Origin of the sequence: Streptococcus sp. 116-D4, from assembly GCF_009731465.1 — a bacterium.
Classification (GTDB): Bacteria; Bacillota; Bacilli; order Lactobacillales; family Streptococcaceae; genus Streptococcus; species Streptococcus pseudopneumoniae_E.
Window position 1 is genome coordinate 746,027 of sequence record NZ_AP021887.1, and the last position, 18,675, is coordinate 764,701.

The 18,675-nt window shown below is 39.7% G+C and carries 17 protein-coding genes; 16 read left to right on the top strand and 1 reads right to left on the bottom strand.

Features of this window, described 5'->3' with window-relative positions:
- The first annotated feature begins 33 nt into the window (after positions 1-33).
- From metG to ciaH, 12 genes are all read left to right on the top strand, one after another.
- The gene (gene metG / locus UKS_RS03860; protein ID WP_156011878.1) at positions 34-2,031 is read left to right on the top strand and encodes a methionine--tRNA ligase; all 1,998 of its coding nucleotides are present in this window, start codon (positions 34-36) and stop codon (positions 2,029-2,031) included.
- 136 nt (positions 2,032-2,167) lie between these two features.
- On the top strand, positions 2,168-2,488 hold the full coding sequence (locus UKS_RS03865; protein ID WP_049495225.1) for a PadR family transcriptional regulator: 321 nt from the start codon (positions 2,168-2,170) through the stop codon (positions 2,486-2,488).
- Positions 2,489-2,491: 3 nt separating this feature from the next.
- On the top strand, positions 2,492-3,307 hold the full coding sequence (locus UKS_RS03870) for a hypothetical protein (protein WP_156011879.1): 816 nt from the start codon (positions 2,492-2,494) through the stop codon (positions 3,305-3,307).
- 74 nt (positions 3,308-3,381) lie between these two features.
- A complete protein-coding gene (locus UKS_RS03875; RefSeq protein ID WP_049495227.1) occupies positions 3,382-4,308 on the top strand; it encodes an aldo/keto reductase in 927 nt (308 codons plus the stop codon).
- A 100-nt stretch (positions 4,309-4,408) separates the two neighbouring features.
- Positions 4,409-4,645, top strand: coding sequence for a DUF2829 domain-containing protein (locus tag UKS_RS03880; RefSeq protein WP_000141913.1), 237 nt, complete (start codon positions 4,409-4,411; stop codon positions 4,643-4,645).
- Positions 4,638-5,336, top strand: coding sequence for a 3-oxoacyl-ACP reductase (locus UKS_RS03885; protein WP_156011880.1), 699 nt, complete (start codon positions 4,638-4,640; stop codon positions 5,334-5,336). Before UKS_RS03880 ends, UKS_RS03885 begins: the two co-directional genes overlap by 8 nt.
- A 139-nt stretch (positions 5,337-5,475) precedes the next feature.
- A complete protein-coding gene (locus UKS_RS03890; protein WP_049495230.1) occupies positions 5,476-6,204 on the top strand; it encodes a GNAT family N-acetyltransferase in 729 nt (242 codons plus the stop codon).
- 38 nt (positions 6,205-6,242) lie between these two features.
- Positions 6,243-7,127: a putative PEP-binding protein gene (locus UKS_RS03895; protein ID WP_173020456.1), complete on the top strand. Its 885-nt coding sequence runs from the start codon at positions 6,243-6,245 to the stop codon at positions 7,125-7,127.
- Entirely contained in the window at positions 7,087-7,527 is a 441-nt protein-coding gene (locus UKS_RS03900) for an ASCH domain-containing protein (RefSeq protein WP_156011882.1), read from the top strand. Before UKS_RS03895 ends, UKS_RS03900 begins: the two co-directional genes overlap by 41 nt.
- A 121-nt stretch (positions 7,528-7,648) precedes the next feature.
- Positions 7,649-10,195: a M1 family metallopeptidase gene (locus tag UKS_RS03905; RefSeq protein WP_156011883.1), complete on the top strand. Its 2,547-nt coding sequence runs from the start codon at positions 7,649-7,651 to the stop codon at positions 10,193-10,195.
- A 213-nt stretch (positions 10,196-10,408) separates the two neighbouring features.
- Positions 10,409-11,083 carry a two-component system response regulator CiaR gene (gene ciaR / locus UKS_RS03910; RefSeq protein WP_000590639.1) on the top strand — a complete coding sequence of 225 codons (675 nt, stop codon included), beginning with the start codon at positions 10,409-10,411 and terminating at the stop codon, positions 11,081-11,083.
- Positions 11,073-12,407, top strand: coding sequence for a two-component system sensor histidine kinase CiaH (gene ciaH, locus UKS_RS03915; RefSeq protein ID WP_156011884.1), 1,335 nt, complete (start codon positions 11,073-11,075; stop codon positions 12,405-12,407). Before ciaR ends, ciaH begins: the two co-directional genes overlap by 11 nt.
- Before the next feature lie 33 nt (positions 12,408-12,440).
- Here ciaH and UKS_RS03920 read toward each other — a convergent pair whose 3' ends face one another.
- A complete protein-coding gene (locus UKS_RS03920) occupies positions 12,441-12,728 on the bottom strand; it encodes a DUF3270 domain-containing protein (protein ID WP_156011885.1) in 288 nt (95 codons plus the stop codon).
- 357 nt (positions 12,729-13,085) lie between these two features.
- Between UKS_RS03920 and UKS_RS03925 the strand changes: the two genes are divergently transcribed.
- The 4 genes from UKS_RS03925 (at position 13,086) to UKS_RS03940 (ending at position 18,654) form a co-directional block, all read left to right on the top strand.
- The gene (locus UKS_RS03925; protein WP_156011886.1) at positions 13,086-14,141 is read left to right on the top strand and encodes an ABC transporter permease; all 1,056 of its coding nucleotides are present in this window, start codon (positions 13,086-13,088) and stop codon (positions 14,139-14,141) included.
- Between the two features lie 13 nt (positions 14,142-14,154).
- Positions 14,155-14,835 (top strand): ABC transporter ATP-binding protein, encoded by a 681-nt coding sequence (locus UKS_RS03930; protein ID WP_156011887.1) that lies wholly within the window; start codon positions 14,155-14,157, stop codon positions 14,833-14,835.
- Positions 14,836-15,074: 239 nt separating this feature from the next.
- A complete protein-coding gene (locus UKS_RS03935; protein WP_156011888.1) occupies positions 15,075-16,004 on the top strand; it encodes a peptidase U32 family protein in 930 nt (309 codons plus the stop codon).
- 199 nt (positions 16,005-16,203) lie between these two features.
- On the top strand, positions 16,204-18,654 hold the full coding sequence (locus UKS_RS03940) for a bifunctional DnaQ family exonuclease/ATP-dependent helicase (protein ID WP_156011889.1): 2,451 nt from the start codon (positions 16,204-16,206) through the stop codon (positions 18,652-18,654).
- The last annotated feature ends 21 nt before the right edge of the window (positions 18,655-18,675 follow it).

Here is an 18,675-nt window from a genome sequence, read left to right on the forward strand (position 1 = left end):
AAACAGGTTTCATTTGCCTGGAAAGGAAATATTATGTCTGAAAAGAATTTTTATATTACAACGCCGATTTACTATCCATCTGGTAAACTTCATATCGGTTCTGCCTACACTACCATCGCTTGTGATGTCTTAGCTCGCTACAAACGCCTGATGGGCTACGATGTCTTTTATTTGACAGGTCTGGATGAGCATGGTCAAAAGATTCAACAAAAAGCAGAAGAAGCTGGCATCACACCTCAAGCCTATGTTGATGGCATGGCAGTTGGAGTTAAAGAACTCTGGAAATTGCTTGATATCTCATACGATAAATTCATCCGTACAACTGATGACTACCATGAAAAAGTAGTAGCGCAAGTTTTTGAACGCTTGCTTGATCAAGATGACATCTACCTAGGTGAATATTCTGGTTGGTATTCAGTATCGGATGAGGAATTCTTTACAGAAAGCCAGCTTGCAGAAGTTTTCCGTGACGAAGCTGGAAATGTAACGGGTGGTATCGCTCCATCAGGTCACGAGGTTGAATGGGTTTCAGAAGAATCTTACTTCCTTCGCCTCAGCAAATACCAAGACAGCTTGGTCGAATTTTTCAAAGCTCATCCTAACTTCATCACTCCAGATGGTCGCCTTAATGAAATGCTGAAAAACTTCATTGAGCCAGGTTTGGAAGACTTGGCGGTTTCTCGTACAACCTTTACCTGGGGTGTACAAGTCCCATCAAATCCAAAGCACGTTGTCTACGTTTGGATTGATGCTCTGCTCAACTATGCGACAGCGCTTGGATACGGTCAAGATGAACATGGTAACTTTGACAAGTTCTGGAATGGAACAGTCTTCCATATGGTTGGGAAAGACATCCTTCGTTTCCACTCCATCTACTGGCCAATCCTTCTTATGATGTTGGATATCAAATTGCCTGACCGTTTGATTGCCCATGGATGGTTTGTCATGAAAGACGGCAAGATGTCCAAGTCTAAAGGGAATGTTGTTTATCCTGAAATGTTGGTAGAGCGCTATGGTCTCGATCCACTTCGTTACTACCTCATGCGTAGCCTTCCAGTTGGTTCAGATGGAACCTTCACTCCTGAAGACTATGTAGGCCGTATCAACTATGAACTAGCCAATGACCTTGGGAACCTCCTCAACCGTACGGTTTCAATGATCAACAAGTACTTTGATGGAAAAGTTCCAGCCTATGTTGAAGGTGTGACAGAATTTGACCATGCTCTTGCTGAGGTTGCAGAACAATCAATCGCTGACTACCATACTCACATGGAAGCAGTTGACTACCCACGTGCGCTTGAAGCAGTCTGGACACTTATCTCTCGTACTAACAAATACATCGATGAGACAGCCCCATGGGTCTTGGCTAAGGATGAATCTCTTCGCGACCAATTGGCAAGTGTGATGAGTCACTTGGCAGCTAGCCTTCGTGTCGTAGCTCACTTGATTGAACCATTTATGATGGAAACCAGTCGTTCAGTCTTGACTCAACTTGGCTTGGAAGAAGTAGCGAGCCTTGAAAACTTGAGCTTGGCTGATTTCCCTGCAGGTGTGACTGTAGTTGCCAAAGGAACACCAATCTTCCCACGTCTCGATATGGAAGCAGAAATCGCCTATATCAAGGAACAAATGGAAGGCAACAAGCCAGCTGTCGAAAAAGAGTGGAACCCAGACGAAGTTGAACTCAAACTAAACAAGGAAGAAATCAAGTTTGAAGACTTTGACAAGGTCGAAATCCATGTCGCAGAAGTCAAAGAAGTGTCTAAAGTAGAAGGTTCAGATAAGTTGCTTCAATTCCGCTTGGATGCTGGTGATGGTGAAGATCGTCAAATCCTTTCTGGTATTGCGAAATACTATCCAAATGAACAAGAATTGGTGGGCAAGAAAGTCCAAATCGTTGCCAACCTCAAACCACGTAAAATGATGAAAAAATATGTCAGCCAAGGGATGATTCTCTCAGCTGAACATGATGGAAAATTAACCCTTCTCACAGTTGATCCAGCTGTACCAAACGGAAGTGTGATTGGGTAACAATAGACAGGACTAGTTCATGCTAGTTCTGTTTTTTTTTTATTTTGACTATTATGCTTTACAAACTAGTGAGAAAGTGGTATATTATAGATGAAGCTACTAGTAGGTATTACAAAATAGATAGAAAGGGGAAGTGATGAAAGAAACTCAGCTATTAAAAGGTGTTCTTGAAGGTTGTGTCTTGGATATGATTGGTCAAAAAGAGCGGTATGGTTATGAGTTGGTTCAGACTTTGCGAGATGCTGGATTTGACACTATCGTTCCAGGAACTATTTATCCTTTGTTGCAAAAGTTAGAAAAAAATCAATGGATAAGAGGTGACATGCGCCCGTCGCCAGATGGTCCAGATCGGAAGTATTTTTCGTTAACCAAAGAAGGAGAAGAGCGTGTCTCAGTCTTTTGGCAACAATGGGACGATTTGAGTCAAAAAGTAGAAGGAATTAAGAATGGAGGGTAAACCATGAAGAAAATGAAGTATTATGAAGAAACAAGCGCTTTGTTGCATGAGTTTTCTGAGGAGAATCAGCAGTATTTTGAGGAACTGTGGGATAGTTTTAATCTTGCTGGATTTCTCTATGATGAGGACTATCTTAGAGAGCAGATCTATTTGATGATGTTAGATTTCTCAGAAGCAGAACGAGATGGTATGAGTGCAGAGGATTATCTAGGTAAGAATCCTAAAAAATTAATGAAAGAGATGCTCAAGGAAGCACCACGCAGTTCTATTAAAGAGTCCCTTTTGACACCAATTCTTGTATTAGCGGTATTACGTTACTATCAACTGCTAGGTGATTTTTCTAAAGGTCCTCTCTTAACAGTCAATTTGCTCACGTTTTTAGGGCAACTTCTTCTTTTTTTGATTGGATTTTGGCTTGTGGCTACAATTTTACGATGGAGTTTAGTTCAAGATTCTCTTAAGATGAAAATCGGCACTTATATTGTCGTTGGAATTCTTGTTCTGCTAGTCGTTCTAGGATATGTAGGAATGGGAAGTTTCATACAAGAAGGAGTCTTAAATCTTCCGGCTCCCTGGGATAGTTTCCTTGTCTTTACGATTTCGCTGGTCATCAGTATTTGGAATTGGAAAGAACCGATTTTTCGTCCCTTTAATAGCATGATTGTTGCCCACCTTATTGTAGGTTCTCTGCTCCGTTACTATAAGTGGATGGGCATTTCAAATGTTTTCTTTACAAAATTCATTCCTTTAGCTGTCCTCTTTATTGGTATTTTTCTCTTGTTCCGTGGGTCTAAGAAGATAAAATGGAGTGAAATATAGTCAAAAAACCGTTGCAAAGCGGTTTTTTGTTATAATGAAGGGGAGGATGTTAGAAATTAAAGGAGAAAAATTTGATGAGATACATAACTCTTGGTCAAGAGAAAAGAGAACTATCAGAAATTGTCCTAGGCATGATGCGAATCAGTGACAAGTCTGTAAAAGAAGTTGAAGAGCTTGTAGAAACAGCCCTGTCTGTTGGAATCAATGCTTTCGACTTGGCTGACATATATGGTGGAGGTCGTTGCGAAGAATTACTGGGTCAAGTGTTAAACAATCGTCCTGACCTGCGAGAGAAGATGTGGATTCAGTCCAAGTGTGGTATTCGCATTGAGGAATTTACCTATTTTGATTTTTCAAAAGATTATATTTTAGAATCAGTTGATGGAATTTTAAAAAGATTGCAGGTTGATTACCTAGATAGCTTGCTTCTCCATCGACCAGATGCTTTGATGGAAGCTGACCAAGTAGCAGAAGCCTTTGATCTTCTTTATAAACAAGGTAAGGTTCGAGATTTTGGAGTTTCTAATCAAAATCCTATGATGATGGAGTTACTTAAAAAAGATGTCAAGCAGCCGTTAGCTGTTAATCAGCTACAATTGAGTGCAGCTTTTACTCCAGGATTCGAATCAGGTTTTCATGTTAATATGGAAGATAGTCAAGCAGCTATGCGAGATGGCAGCATTTTTGAATATTGTCAATTACACGATGTTGTCATTCAAGCATGGTCTGTCTTACAATTCGGGTATTTTAAAGGGAATTTTGTTGGAAATGAGAAATTTCAAGCTTTAAACCAAGTACTTGATCGTTTAGCTATTAAATATGGAGTAACATCTTCAACTATTGCCATTTCTTGGGTATTGCGTTATCCAGCAAAAATGCAGGCAGTCGTAGGTACAACAAATCCTAAGCACTTGAGAGAAGTTAGCCAAGCGGCAAACTTTAGCTTAACAAGAAAAGAATGGTATGAAATTTATCTTGCAGCAGGGAATAATTTACCGTAAGTAGAAGCAGATGTAAATAAATCACAGTCAAAAAGCCGTTTTAAAGCGGTTTTTTTTGTTATAATGAAGGGGAGAATTATTGACATTAAAGGAGAAAAACATGACATTTGAAGAGATCCTGCCTGGATTAAAGGCTAAGAAAAAATATGTACGAACTGGTTGGGGAGGTGCTGAAAACTATGTCCAACTTTTTGACACCATTGAACAAAACGGGGTTGCACTTGAAGTGACACCTTATTTCCTAATCAATGTGTCTGGAGAAGGAGAAGGTTTTTCCATGTGGAGTCCGACACCTTGTGATGTTTTGGCGACAGATTGGGTAGAAGTGCATGACTAGTCGTGTACTCATTACAGGAGTGAGTTCAGGGATTGGTCTGGCTCAAGCTCGCCTCTTTTTAGAGAATGGCTTTCAAGTTTATGGAGTTGACCAAGGTGAAAATCCTGATTTACAGGGTGACTTTCGTTTTCTACAACGTGATCTAACGCTTGACTTGGAACCAATTTTTGATTGGTGTCCTCGAGTTGATGTTCTCTGCAATACTGCTGGAGTGTTGGATGATTATAAACCACTTTTGGAACAATCAGCCCAGGAAATTCAAGAGATTTTTGAAATCAACTATGTGACTCCAGTTGAGATGTCTCGGCATTATTTGACCCAAATGCTGGAAAATAAAAAGGGAATCATTATCAATATGTGTTCCATTGCTTCAAGTCTAGCAGGTGGAGGTGGTCATGCCTATACTTCTTCGAAGCACGCCTTGGCTGGCTTCACCAAGCAGCTGGCTCTAGACTATGCTGAAGCTGGGATTCAGGTCTTTGGGATTGCTCCAGGAGCAGTCAAGACGGCTATGACCGCTGCAGACTTTGAACCCGGTGGCTTAGCAGACTGGGTGGCTAGTGAAACACCAATCAAACGCTGGATTGAACCAGAGGAAGTGGCAGAAATCAGTCTCTTTTTGGCTACTGGAAAGGCCTCTGCCATGCAGGGACAAATCTTGACAATAGATGGTGGCTGGTCTTTGAAATAGGAGGAGTTGGATGGATATTCAAGAGATCACAGAAGAAAATGCATCGTCATTAGTCTTGAAGGTTAAGTCTGAATTATTAGGATTTCCAGAACTGGACAAGACTTCTTACATGAATTGAAAGGTGAAGTAGGGGGGGATAATGGAACTATTTAAAACATGGAAGAAAAATATGGTTCTCTATGGTCTTGAATCTCAAATTGGAACTGTCTACCGAAACAGTGATGGGACAACAAGTTTTTATGATATTGGGAATTTTCTATACCTAGCAGGGGAGTTGAACTCCAGATTTTGGGAAGATTTTGTTAGGAAATATGGTTTAGATTATAAGATTATTATTTCAGAAAATACCAATTGGCAAGATTTTCTGCATCGGAAAGTGGGGCTAAATTCTTTTACTCGCTATTCTTTTAAAGATAAGGCAAATTTTCAAGTTGAATTTTTAAATAATCTAGTTACTCATATAGAGGAAGGTTACAATATTGTACCTATTGATAATCGTATTTTTAACTGCCTTTCTGAGGAAGAATGGTCACAAGATTTAAAGGGAGATTTTGAGTCCTATCAGGATTTTTCTTTAAAAGGTGGATTTGGCTTTGTGGTTCTTAAAAATAAAGAACTGATTGCTGGGATTTCCTCAGGGTTAGTTTACCGTGGAGCAGTTGAAGTGGAAGTTGCAACTAGACCAAACGAACAAGGAAATGGCTTTGCTAAAAAGCTTGGTGCTGCAATGATTCTAGAGAGTTTAAATAGAGATATGTTTCCACTTTGGGATGCTCATAACGAGGCTTCCAAAAAAGTAGCAGAATTTTTAGGATATGAGTTAGTTGAACCTTATGAAGCTTTTGAGCTAGAGGAAAGAATTAAATAATATATTATATTGTATCTTTTAAGACGAGGTGAATGGCTATGAAAAACCAGCTAGCCCTTAGTGGCGAGAAACTTGATGAAAAAGTTTACCCTCAACTATTGCACCACGTCGGCATGATTCGTGGGGAATATTTGTTGAGAGAGCTCAATCAAAACATCCTGTTACCAAGTTGTCAGCAATTTGTAAAAGCTTATCTAGAGACTATCTGCTCCCTGTACTCAGGTAAGGAAGTTTGGTATCGTTTTTCTGAATTAACGAATACAGAAGCTAATTGTCTAAAGGGGACTAAAGAGTATTTTGACGAACGTCATCCTTTGTTTGGATATAGAGGAACTAGGCGTTTGCTGGCGTGTTTGGATGAATTTCAGGCTGAGGTAAATGTCGTTACAGAAGTTTATCAAAACAACCCCAATCTATCTGTTATCTTTCCTTTTGTCAATGATGCTGAGCAGTTAAAGCAAGCTATTAGAGTGTTGCGTCAGCATGGTTTTACTGGGAAAGTTGGCACGATGATTGAATTACCGTCAGCTTATTTTGACTTGGACAGGATACTGGAAGCTGGTATTTCAAAGATTGTAGTTGGAATGAATGATTTGACTTCTTTTGTTTTTGCGACTGTGAGAAACAGTCAATGGCATGATATGGAAAGTCCAATAATGTTAGATATGCTAAGACAGATGCAGGATAAAGCAAGGACGAAAAAGATTGACTTTGCTGTAGCAGGATATCTGAATGTTTCTTTCATACAAAAAATGAATCAGTTGGGTATCGAATGTATTATCCACTATAGTTCTATTCCAGAGATTTTTAATTTAGAGATTGACCATCCAGATCATCTCAAACATATAAAAGAAGAAAGTAAGAAATTACAAAGGAGCACCCATGACACCGAAAGAAATATGGAATGCCTACAAGCAAATTAACCCCTCTATCGGAGATGAAATCGATGCTTGGGCTTTTGGAGTGGAAGCAGACCTTTTGGCAGATTTGGTTTTAAAAGGCGAAAAGACTGCAACAGCGTCGGCTTATGACCTCTACGTACTAGAGGACAAACCCCTTCCGCAAGAAGGCACCTTTGACATCATTTTAGATAGTCAAAATCAGGCTGTCTGTATTGTCGAAATTACAAAGGTTTCCGTTCAACCTTTTCATCAAGTTTCAGCTGACCATGCCTATAAGGAAGGTGAGGGAGACAAATCCCTAGCCTATTGGCGCCAGGTTCATGAGGAGTGTTTCGCCGAGTGGCTGAAAGAAGCAGGACTGACTTTTACACCTGAAAGCAAGGTTGTTTTAGAAGAATTTCGTAAGGTCTACCCACTGTAGACTGTTAGACGGAAGAAAGTTTTGGAAATCACCGTCCAATCCTTTTTTCTCCGGCAAAACATGATATAATAAGTTTGTTTGAAGAAGAGCTCTAGCTCTTAAACTTAGATAGGAGAAAACTATGCAAGCAGTTGAACATTTTATTAAGCAATTTGTTCCTGAACATTATGATTTATTTTTAGACTTGAGTCGTGAGACCAAGACTTTTTCAGGAAAAGTAACCATTACTGGTCAAGCTCAAAGTGACCGAATTTCCCTTCACCAAAAGGACTTAGAAATTGCTTCAGTTGAAGTAGCAGGACAAGCTCGTCCATTTACAGTTGACCATGACAATGAAGCCCTTCATATTGAACTTGCGGAAGCAGGTCAAGTTGAAGTGGTTATCGCTTTTTCAGGAAAAATCACAGACAACATGACAGGAATTTACCCATCTTACTACACAGTTGATGGAGTCAAGAAGGAAGTCTTGTCTACTCAGTTTGAGAGCCACTTTGCCCGTGAAGCCTTCCCGTGTGTGGATGAGCCAGAAGCAAAAGCAACCTTTGACTTAGCACTTCGTTTTGACCAATCAGAAGGAGAATTGGCCTTATCAAACATGCCAGAAATCGATGTTGAAAACCGTAAGGAAACAGGTATCTGGAAGTTTGAGACAACACCTCGCATGTCTTCTTACTTGTTGGCCTTTGTTGCTGGTGATTTGCAAGGTGTGACGGCTAAAACTAAAAACGGTACCCTCGTAGGTGTTTATTCAACCAAAGCTCATCCACTATCAAACCTTGATTTCTCACTGGACATTGCTGTTCGTTCTATCGAGTTTTACGAAGATTACTATGGAGTTAAGTACCCAATCCCTCAATCTCTTCACATCGCTCTTCCTGACTTCTCAGCTGGAGCTATGGAAAACTGGGGTCTTGTGACCTACCGTGAAGTTTACTTGGTTGTAGATGAGAACTCAACATTTGCCAGCCGTCAACAAGTTGCCCTTGTTGTGGCCCATGAGTTGGCTCACCAATGGTTTGGTAACCTCGTTACTATGAAATGGTGGGATGACCTTTGGCTCAATGAAAGCTTTGCTAACATGATGGAGTACGTCTGTGTGGATGCTATTGAACCAAGCTGGAATATCTTTGAAGATTTCCAAACAGGTGGTGTTCCGTCTGCCTTAAAACGTGATGCGACTGATGGTGTTCAATCTGTTCACGTCGAAGTGAAACATCCAGATGAAATCAATACGCTCTTTGACGGCGCTATCGTCTATGCCAAAGGAAGTCGCCTCATGCACATGCTTCGTCGTTGGCTAGGTGATGCCGATTTTGCTAAAGGTTTACATGCCTACTTTGAAAAACATCAATACAGCAATACCATTGGTCGTGACCTTTGGGATGCTCTTGGTCAAGCATCTGGCCGTGATGTCGCAGCCTTCATGGATTCTTGGTTGGAACAACCTGGTTATCCAGTTCTCACTGTCAAAGTTGAAAATGATGTCTTGAAGATTTCACAAAAACAATTCTTCATCGGTGAGCACGAAGATAAGAACCGTCTCTGGGTTGTGCCACTCAATAGCAACTGGAAAGGCTTGCCTGATACACTTGAAACTGAAAGCATCGAAATTCCAGGCTACGCAGCTCTTCTTGCTGAAAATGACGGAGCTCTTCGTCTCAACACTGAAAATACAGCCCACTACATTACAGATTATCAAGGAGACTTGTTGGATGCAGTTCTTGCTGACCTAGTTGAGCTTGATAACACAAGCAAACTACAAATTGTTCAAGAACGTCGTTTGCTTGCTGAGGCAGGACACATTTCTTATGCAGACTTGCTTCCAGTCCTTGATAAACTTGCTAAGGAAGAATCTTACCTTGTCGTTTCAGCTGTTTCTCAAGTAATTTCTGCTCTTGAGCGCTTCATCGATGAAGGAACAGAAGCTGAAAGAGCCTTCAAAGCCTTGGTTGCTAAGTTGGCTCGTCACAACTATGACCGTCTTGGTTTTGAAGCTAAAGATGGTGAATCAGATGAGGATGAATTGGTTCGTCAGTTGGCTGTTTCTATGATGATTCGCTCAAATGATGCAGAAGCTAGTCAAGTCGCTAGCCAAATCTTCGCGGCTCACAAGGAGAATCTTGCAGGACTTCCAGCAGCTATTCGCTCACAAGTTCTGATCAATGAGATGAAACATCATGAGGCCAAAGACTTGTTAGCACTTTATCTTGATACTTATACTCACGCAACAGATGCTGTCTTTAAACGCCAGTTGGCAGCCGCTCTTGCCTATAGTAAAGATGCGGATAATATCCAAACCTTGATTACTTCTTGGAAGGACAAATTTGTAGTCAAACCACAAGACTTGTCTGCTTGGTATTACCAATTCCTAGCTCATCAAGCAACTCAGGAAACAGCTTGGTCTTGGGCGCGTGAAAACTGGGCTTGGATTAAGGCAGCTCTTGGTGGAGATATGAGCTTTGATAGCTTTGTTATCCTTCCTGCACACGTATTTAAGACTCAGCAACGCTTGGCAGAGTACAAGGAATTCTTTGAACCACAACTTTCTGATCTTGCTCTTAGCCGTAACATCGGTATGGGAATCAAGGAAATTGCAGCGCGTGTTGACTTGATTAACCGTGAAAAAGCTGCAGTGGAAGCAGTCGTTCTTCAATACGGAAATGCATAAATAAGCCTAAATGAAAATAAAACTCAGCTATCTCATGTAATACTCTTCGAAAATCAAATTCAAACCACGTCAGCGTCGCCTTACCGTACTCAAGTACAGCCTGCGGCTAGCTTCCTAGTTTGCTCTTTGATTTTCATTGAGTATAAAATGCAGAGAGTTGAGTTTTTTTTAAGGCAAATTTGGTATAATGGTTTTAATAAGGAGGAGTTTCTCATGATAAAAATCTTATTGGTTGAGGATGACCTAGGCCTGTCAAATTCGGTATTTGACTTTTTAGACGATTTTGCGGATGTCATGCAGGTATTTGATGGGGAAGAAGGTCTCTACGAAGCTGAAAGTGGCGTCTATGATTTGATTTTGCTTGATTTGATGTTGCCTGAAAAAAATGGCTTCCAAGTATTGAAAGAATTGCGTGAAAAGGGGATTACGACTCCAGTTCTGATCATGACTGCCAAGGAAAGTTTGGATGACAAGGGACATGGATTTGAACTGGGAGCGGATGATTATCTGACCAAACCTTTCTACTTAGAGGAACTCAAAATGAGGATTCAAGCCCTTCTCAAACGTTCAGGTAAGTTTAATGAAAACACCTTGACTTATGGAAATATTGTAGTTAATCTATCTACAAATACAGTAAAAGTCGAAGATACTCCTGTCGAATTGCTGGGTAAAGAGTTTGATTTATTAGTTTATTTCCTTCAAAATCAAAATGTTATTTTGCCGAAGACTCAGATTTTTGATCGTCTATGGGGATTTGATAGTGACACAACGATTTCAGTTGTCGAAGTTTATGTTTCAAAAGTCCGTAAGAAACTAAAAGGAACCACTTTTGCAGAGAATTTGCAAACCTTGCGCAGTGTTGGGTATATTTTAAAAGATGTTCAGTAAACTAAAAAAAACATGGTATGCGGATGACTTTAGTTATTTTATCCGCAATTTTGGTGTCTTCACTCTGATTTTCTCTACCATGACCTTGATTATTTTACAGGTCATGCATTCGAGTCTTTATACTTCGGTGGATGATACGCTCCATGGTTTGAGTAAGAATCCTCAAGCAGTTATTCAGCTTGCTATAAATAGGGCAACAGAAGAGATTAAAGATTTAGAGAATGCCGCTACAGATACTAGCAAGACTGAAGTAAAACCCAATGTCAGTTCCAATACGGAGGTTATTCTTTTGGATAAGAATTTTACCCAACTACTTTCTGGAAACCGATTTTTGGGATTGGATAAGATTAAGTTAGAGAAAAAAGAACTAGGACATATCTATCAGATTCAAGTTTTTAATAGCTATGGACAAGAAGAAATCTATCGCATGATTTTGATGGAAACCAATATCAGTTCGGTTTCAACCAACATCAAGTATGCAGCTGTCTTGATTAATACGAGTCAGTTGGAGCAAGCCAGTCAAAAGCATGAGCAATTGATTGTGATTGTGATGGCAAGTTTCTGGATTCTGTCTTTGCTTGCCAGTCTCTATCTAGCTAGGGTCAGTGTTCGTCCTCTGCTTGAGAGCATGCAGAAGCAACAGTCCTTTGTGGAAAATGCCAGTCATGAGTTACGAACTCCACTTGCGGTTTTGCAAAATCGTTTAGAGACCCTTTTTCGTAAGCCAGAAGCAACCATTATGGAGGTGAGCGAAAGCATTGCATCAAGTTTGGAAGAAGTCCGAAATATGCGGTTTTTGACGACAAACTTGTTGAATTTAGCTCGTAGAGATGATGGAATTAAGCCTGAGCTTGCAGAAGTTCCAACCAGTTTTTTTAATACGACTTTCACAAACTATGAGATGATTGCTTCTGAAAATGACCGTGTCTTCCGTTTTGAAAATCGGATCCATCGAACGATTGTCACAGATCAGCTTCTTTTAAAACAACTGATGACCATCCTATTTGATAATGCTATCAAATATACTGAGGAGGATGGTGAAATTGATTTTATGATTTCAGCGACTGATCGAAATCTGTATTTACTTGTTTCTGATAATGGAGTCGGTATTTCCGCAGAAGATAAGAAGAAAATCTTTGATCGATTTTATCGAGTGGATAAGGCCAGAACCCGTCAAAAAGGTGGCTTTGGTTTAGGTTTATCCCTAGCCAAGCAAATTGTAGATGCCTTAAAAGGAAGCATTACTGTTAAAGATAACAAACCAAAAGGAACAATCTTTGAAGTGAAGATTGCCATTCAGACACCATCTAAAAAGAAAAAATAAAAATATCGCTCCAGCTGGGGCGATATTTTGGATTTATCTTCTACGTTTTCGTTTGATAATAGATCGTTGAACTTTTAAGACAAGTAAACTGGATCCGATTGCTGCAACAAAGGCAAGAGCAGTTGATAATTTTAATGCTAAAAAGATAAAACTAAAGATAGCAACACAAATACAAAAAACAGCGATATTAACAAAAAATAGGATTTCCTTGAGGTTGGCATCAGATTGCGCTTCAGGTGTATAATCTTGATAGCGAGGAACCTGATGGTTTAATTCTTCTTGATGGTCTACCTCATAGGATTGTAATTTTCTTACGGGCATTATTCTCTCCTTAACAGCACATACCTATTTTATCATTTTTTCAGCAGAGAATTATTACAGAAAGGTTACAAAAAGAATAAAGTCCCTTTTCAAAATAACTTTTCTTGACACGATAATGTGAAAATGATAAGATGGATGGACAGCAAATATTTATTAATATTCATAATTACTTATATTCGCAAGGAAATAGAGCTACTAAATGATTTTTTTACGAAAATTTATTTCATTATTTTCTTGATTTTATTTAATGTAATTAGTGAGATTTGTTTTGAATACAGAGACAGATTTTCTGTCTCCTATTTTTATAGTAGTGGGGTGTCTGATCGATACCTCTTGGCAACGTTAAAGGAGATAAGCATGTATCTTGCTATCAAAGAAATAGTACAAAACAAACTTCGATATAGTTTGATTTTAACTACCATTTTTCTTATCACTTTCATGGTCTTTTTTATGACCAGTTTAGCTCTTGGTCTTGTGCGAAACAACCGAGCCGCTATTGATAATTGGCAAGCGACAGGTGTGGTTTTATCTGACTACGCAAATGATAATTTGACAGCATCCTTTATTCCTGAAAAGGACTACAAGGATAAGAGTTCAGAAGAGGCTGCTCCATTGGGCTATATGTTCGCTGTAACCAATCTAGTCGATGGTAGTGAAAAGGTTAATGTTTCCATTTTTGCTCAAGACTGGGACGCTTTTATCTCACCTAGTTTGACGGAGGGTCGTTATCCTGAAAGAGATGATGAGGTTGTCGTGGATCAGTCCTTTGAGAATTATGGAATGAAGCTAGGTGATGCCATTCAACTCAATGGAAGCGAGACAGGTTACAAGATTGTAGGTCTGACTCAAGGAAATAAATTTTTCACTGAGCCTGTTGTCTTTACGAGTCTGACAACTTATTGGACCTTACAAGGAACCTTGAAAGCCAATCGTTCCATCTCTGCCTTAGTATTGAAAAATGATATAGAAGTGGCTGGCGATGGACTGAAACAGATTTCTATTCCAAAAATGATATCGAAAATTCCTGGTTATACACCTCAGGTTAATGTATTTTCAGGAATGATTCTTGCTATGATTGTTATCACAGGCTTGATTGTGGGGATTTTTGTTTATATCATTACCATTCAAAAACTAGGACTTTATGGAATAATGCGAGCTCAGGGAATACAGATCAAAACCATTGTATGGTCTCTGTTCTGTCAAATCTTCCTCCTAGCTGGTATGGGGATTGCTTTAGCCTTGCTGGCTATTGGCGGAGTGATTTTAGTCTTACCAGCTACCTTCTTTTTCTACCCAAGTTGGATAGCCTATTCTGTCCTAAGCTTGGTAATTTCCTTGATGGCCCTTCTAGGTGGTGTCATTTCACTTCCACGCTTGCTAAAGGTGGACCCGATTACTGCGATTGCAGAATGATAAGGAGAATAGTATGACAGCATTGATTGAAATGACTCAAGTGATAAAAACCTACGGGGAAGGAAAGATGAAAGTCGTAGCCCTGCATGAGACGAATTTTCAGCTAAATGCAGGAGAGTTCGTGGCTATCGTCGGACCTTCTGGCTCTGGAAAGACGACCTTTCTAACGACTCTAGGTCAACTTCAGGAAGCATCGAGTGGAAAGATTTTGGTAAAGGGGAAGGAAACAGGAAGTTTGACGGAGAAGGAGAAAACAGACCTCCGTTTTAGAGAGTTTGGCTTCATTCTTCAGGCTTCTAACTTAATTCCTTTTCTTACTGTCAAGGAACAGCTGGATTTGATTGACAGACTGGACAAAGGAAAAAATAGTAAAAGTGATCGAAAAGAGTTATTTGACTTGTTGGATTTAGAAAAGGTACAAGATCAGTATCCCAAGTCTTTATCAGGTGGAGAACGTCAACGGGCTGCAATTGCTAGAGCACTTTATAACAATCCAAGTATCGTGCTTGCAGACGAGCCAACAGCCAGTCTGGATACCCAGCGTGCTTACCAAGTAACGGAGATGTTGGCTGCCATTGCCCATGAACAAGGAAGAGGAGTTGTCATGATTACACATGATACACGCCTTCTTGATAAGGTTGACCGTGTTTATGTTATGAATGATGGCCACCTAGTTGAAAAAACACATGCATAAAATAAAGTGAACGGTGCTAGTTACTGTTCACTTTTTGATTGTAATACTCTTCGAAAATCTCTTCAAACTACGTCAACTTCCATCTGCAACCTCAAAACAGTATTTTGAGCAGCCTACGGTTAGCTTCCTAGTTTGCTCTTTGATTTTCATTGAGTATAAACTTTAAAAATGACTTTGACTTTTTAGAAAACTCCCAGTATTCATAGCTGATTTTTGAGAAATATGGTATAATTTTGCTTATGGAAAAGATTATCATTACAGCAACTGCTGAAAGTATTGAACAAATTGAACAACTACTCGAGGCTGGCGTAGACCGTATCTATGTCGGTGAGAAAGATTTTGGCCTTCGTCTGCCAACGACCTTTAGTCATGACCAATTGCGTGAAATCGCTGAGCTAGTTCATAATGCTGGTAAGAAATTGATTGTTGCAGTCAATGCCCTCATGCACCAAGATATGATGGACTGTATCAAGCCTTTCTTAGATTTCTTGGAAGAAATCAAGACAGACTATATTACAGTAGGAGATGCGGGTGTCTTTTACGTGGTCAATCGCGATGGTTATTCCTTTAAAACCATCTATGATGCTTCGACTATGGTAACTAGCAGTCGTCAGATCAACTTCTGGGGCCAAAAGGCTGGTGCGTCTGAGGCTGTTTTGGCGCGTGAAATTCCATCAGCTGAACTTTTCAAAATGCCAGAGATTTTGGAAATTCCTGCTGAAGTTTTGGTGTATGGCGCTAGTGTTATTCACCATTCCAAACGTCCGCTCTTGCAAAACTACTATAACTTTACGCATATCGATGATGAAAAGACGCGTAAGCGTGATCTTTTCTTGGCTGAGCCAAGTGACCCAGAGAGCCACTATTCCATTTTTGAAGACAATCATGGTACCCACATCTTTGCCAACAATGACCTTGATTTGATGACAAAATTGACAGAATTGGTAGAGCATGGCTTTACTCACTGGAAACTAGAAGGGCTCTACACTCCTGGTCAGAACTTTGTTGAGATTGCAAAACTCTTTATCCAAGCACGTAGCTCAATCCAAGAGGGTAACTTTAGCCATGACCAAGCCTTCTTGCTGGATGAAGAAGTGCGTAAACTTCACCCTAAAAACCGTTTCCTTGATACAGGATTTTATGACTACGATCCTGATATGGTTAAATAAAATAAATGGGTAGTTGAGAGAAGGAAGGTGCAGACATTTCTTCTCTTAATTTTTCTTATTTCTTCACCTTTTTCAAAAAATCATCAGGCTAGGATGCTCTGTTTGATGGAGTTTTTAAGAAAAGTGATCTCTTTGAGTTTGAAAATTATCCCATGTTTGTAGGTGCCAAATGGCCCTTTTTTTGGTATAATTTTTTATAATGAAAACGATTGGTAATCGCTATGTTGTGGTTGATTTAGAGGCAACTAGCACAGGTAGTAAGGCTAAAATTATCCAAGTGGGAATTGTTGTGATTGAGGACGGAAAAATCGTTGATCACTATACGACGGATGTCAATCCACATGAACCCTTGGATGCTCATATTAAAGAATTGACAGGGCTAACTGACCAACGTCTGGCCCAAGCACCTGATTTTTCGCAAGTTGCCAGAAAAATCTTTGACTTGGTGGAGGATGGGATTTTTGTAGCCCATAATGTTCAGTTTGATGCTAATCTCTTAGCCGAAAATTTATTTTTTGAAGGCTACGAGCTAAGAAATCCCCGTGTTGACACGGTCGAATTGGCCCAGGTATTTTTCCCTGAACTGGAAAAATATAGCTTACCGATATTGTGTCGAGAATTAGGAATTTCTCTAAAACACGCTCATACAGCCCTTTCAGATGCCCAAGCTACAGCAGAATTACTTCTTTTTTTACGAGAAAAAATGCTTCAACTTCCTAAAGGACTCTTGGAACGCTTGCTGGAAATGGCTGACGCTCTCTTATACGAGTCTTACCTGGTTATTGAAGAAATTTATCGCAGTCAATCTATCCTGAGTGCTCCAAACTTGGTAGAAGTTCAAGGACTCTATTTCAAGAAAACTGTAGCTCCTCTGGAGCCACGAAAACTATCGCAAGATTTTTCTAAAAATATTTCTTTGTTGAACCTTGAAGTGAGGGAACGACAAGAAAGTTTTGCTAAAGAGGTTGGCTCGCTATTGAAAGATGAACCTGTCTCTCTGATTCAAGCGCCGACAGGGATTGGAAAAACCTATGGCTATCTCTTACCCGCTTTATCTCAAGCCAAAGAGCGACAAATTGTTCTTAGTGTTCCGACAAAGATTCTTCAAAATCAAATCATGGAAGAAGAAGGTAAACATCTTAAAGATGTGTTCCATATAGATATCCATTCTTTAAAGGGACCACGCAATTATCTGAAGTTGGATGCCTTTTATCGTTCCTTGCAGGAAAATGATGAAAATCGCTTATTTAGACGTTTTAAGATGCAACTCTTGGTCTGGCTGACTGAGACACAGACAGGAGATTTGGATGAAATCGGGCAACTCTACCGTTACCAACATTTTCTGACTGATCTTCGTCATGACGGGAATTTATCCTCTGAAAGCTTATTTGTGACGGAAGATTTTTGGAAACGTAGTCAAGAAAGGGCACAAACTTGCAAGCTTTTAGTGACCAATCATGCCTATCTTGTAACCAGACTGGAAGATAATCCTGAATTTGTCAGCAACCGTTTATTGATTATTGATGAAGTTCAAAAGATTTTGTTGGCTCTAGAAAATCTGCTTCAAGAGACTCACGATATCCAGTCTATTATCGATTTGCTTGATAAGGCTTTACTGGAGGAGCAAAATATGGTTCAGCAACGAATACTAGAAAGTATTCGCTTTGAGTGCCTCTACTTGATAGAACAATTTCAGTCTGGAAAATCTAGGACAACTATCTTAGATTCTCTTGCCAATCTCAACCAGTATTTTTCGGAATTAGAAGTAGAAGGCTTTGAAGAGCTGGTTCGCTATTTTACAGCTGAACGAGATTACTGGCTTGAAGCAACTGAAACGAGTCAAAAGAAAATTCAGATTTCTTCTACAAAATCAGGTCGTATTCTTCTATCTTCTTTAGTACCTAATTCATGTCAAGTTTTGGGAGTGTCGGCTACTCTTGAGATTAGTCAGAGAGTTTCTTTAGCAGACCTTCTAGGCTATCCTGAAGCCAAATTTGTCAAGATTGAAGCTCGGAGAAAACAGGAGCAAGAAGTGGTCCTGGTCAAAGATTTTCCTCTGGTGACAGAAACCTCCTTAGAAGTTTACGCCAAAGAGGTAGCTAATTTGCTGATGGATGTTCAAGCTTTCCAACAACCGATCTTAGTTCTCTTTACTGCTAAAGACATGCTTTTAGCAGTTTCAGATATGCTTTCTGTAAGCCACTTGGCCCAGTATAAAAATGGGGATGTTTATCAGCTTAAGAAACGCTTTGAAAAAGGTGAACAACAAATCTTGCTTGGTGCAGGAAGTTTCTGGGAGGGAGTTGATTTTTCAAGTCATCCTTTTGTGATTCAAGTTATACCAAGACTTCCTTTCCAAAATCCTCAAGAGCCCTTAACGAAAAAGATTAATCAGGAACTGAATCAAGAAGGAAAAAATGCCTTTTATGATTATCAATTGCCAATGGCCATTATTCGTTTAAAGCAAGCTTTGGGAAGAAGTATGCGACGCGAACACCAACGTACCTTAACTCTTATTTTGGATAGGAGGATTGTCGGAAAACGATATGGCAAACAAATTGTGACTTCTCTAGCAAAAGAAGCGACTGTTAAAACCGTCTCTCAATCCGAAGTTGATGAGACAATTGATAAATTTTTAAATGAACTTTGATAAATAGTATAGTATGAAAGT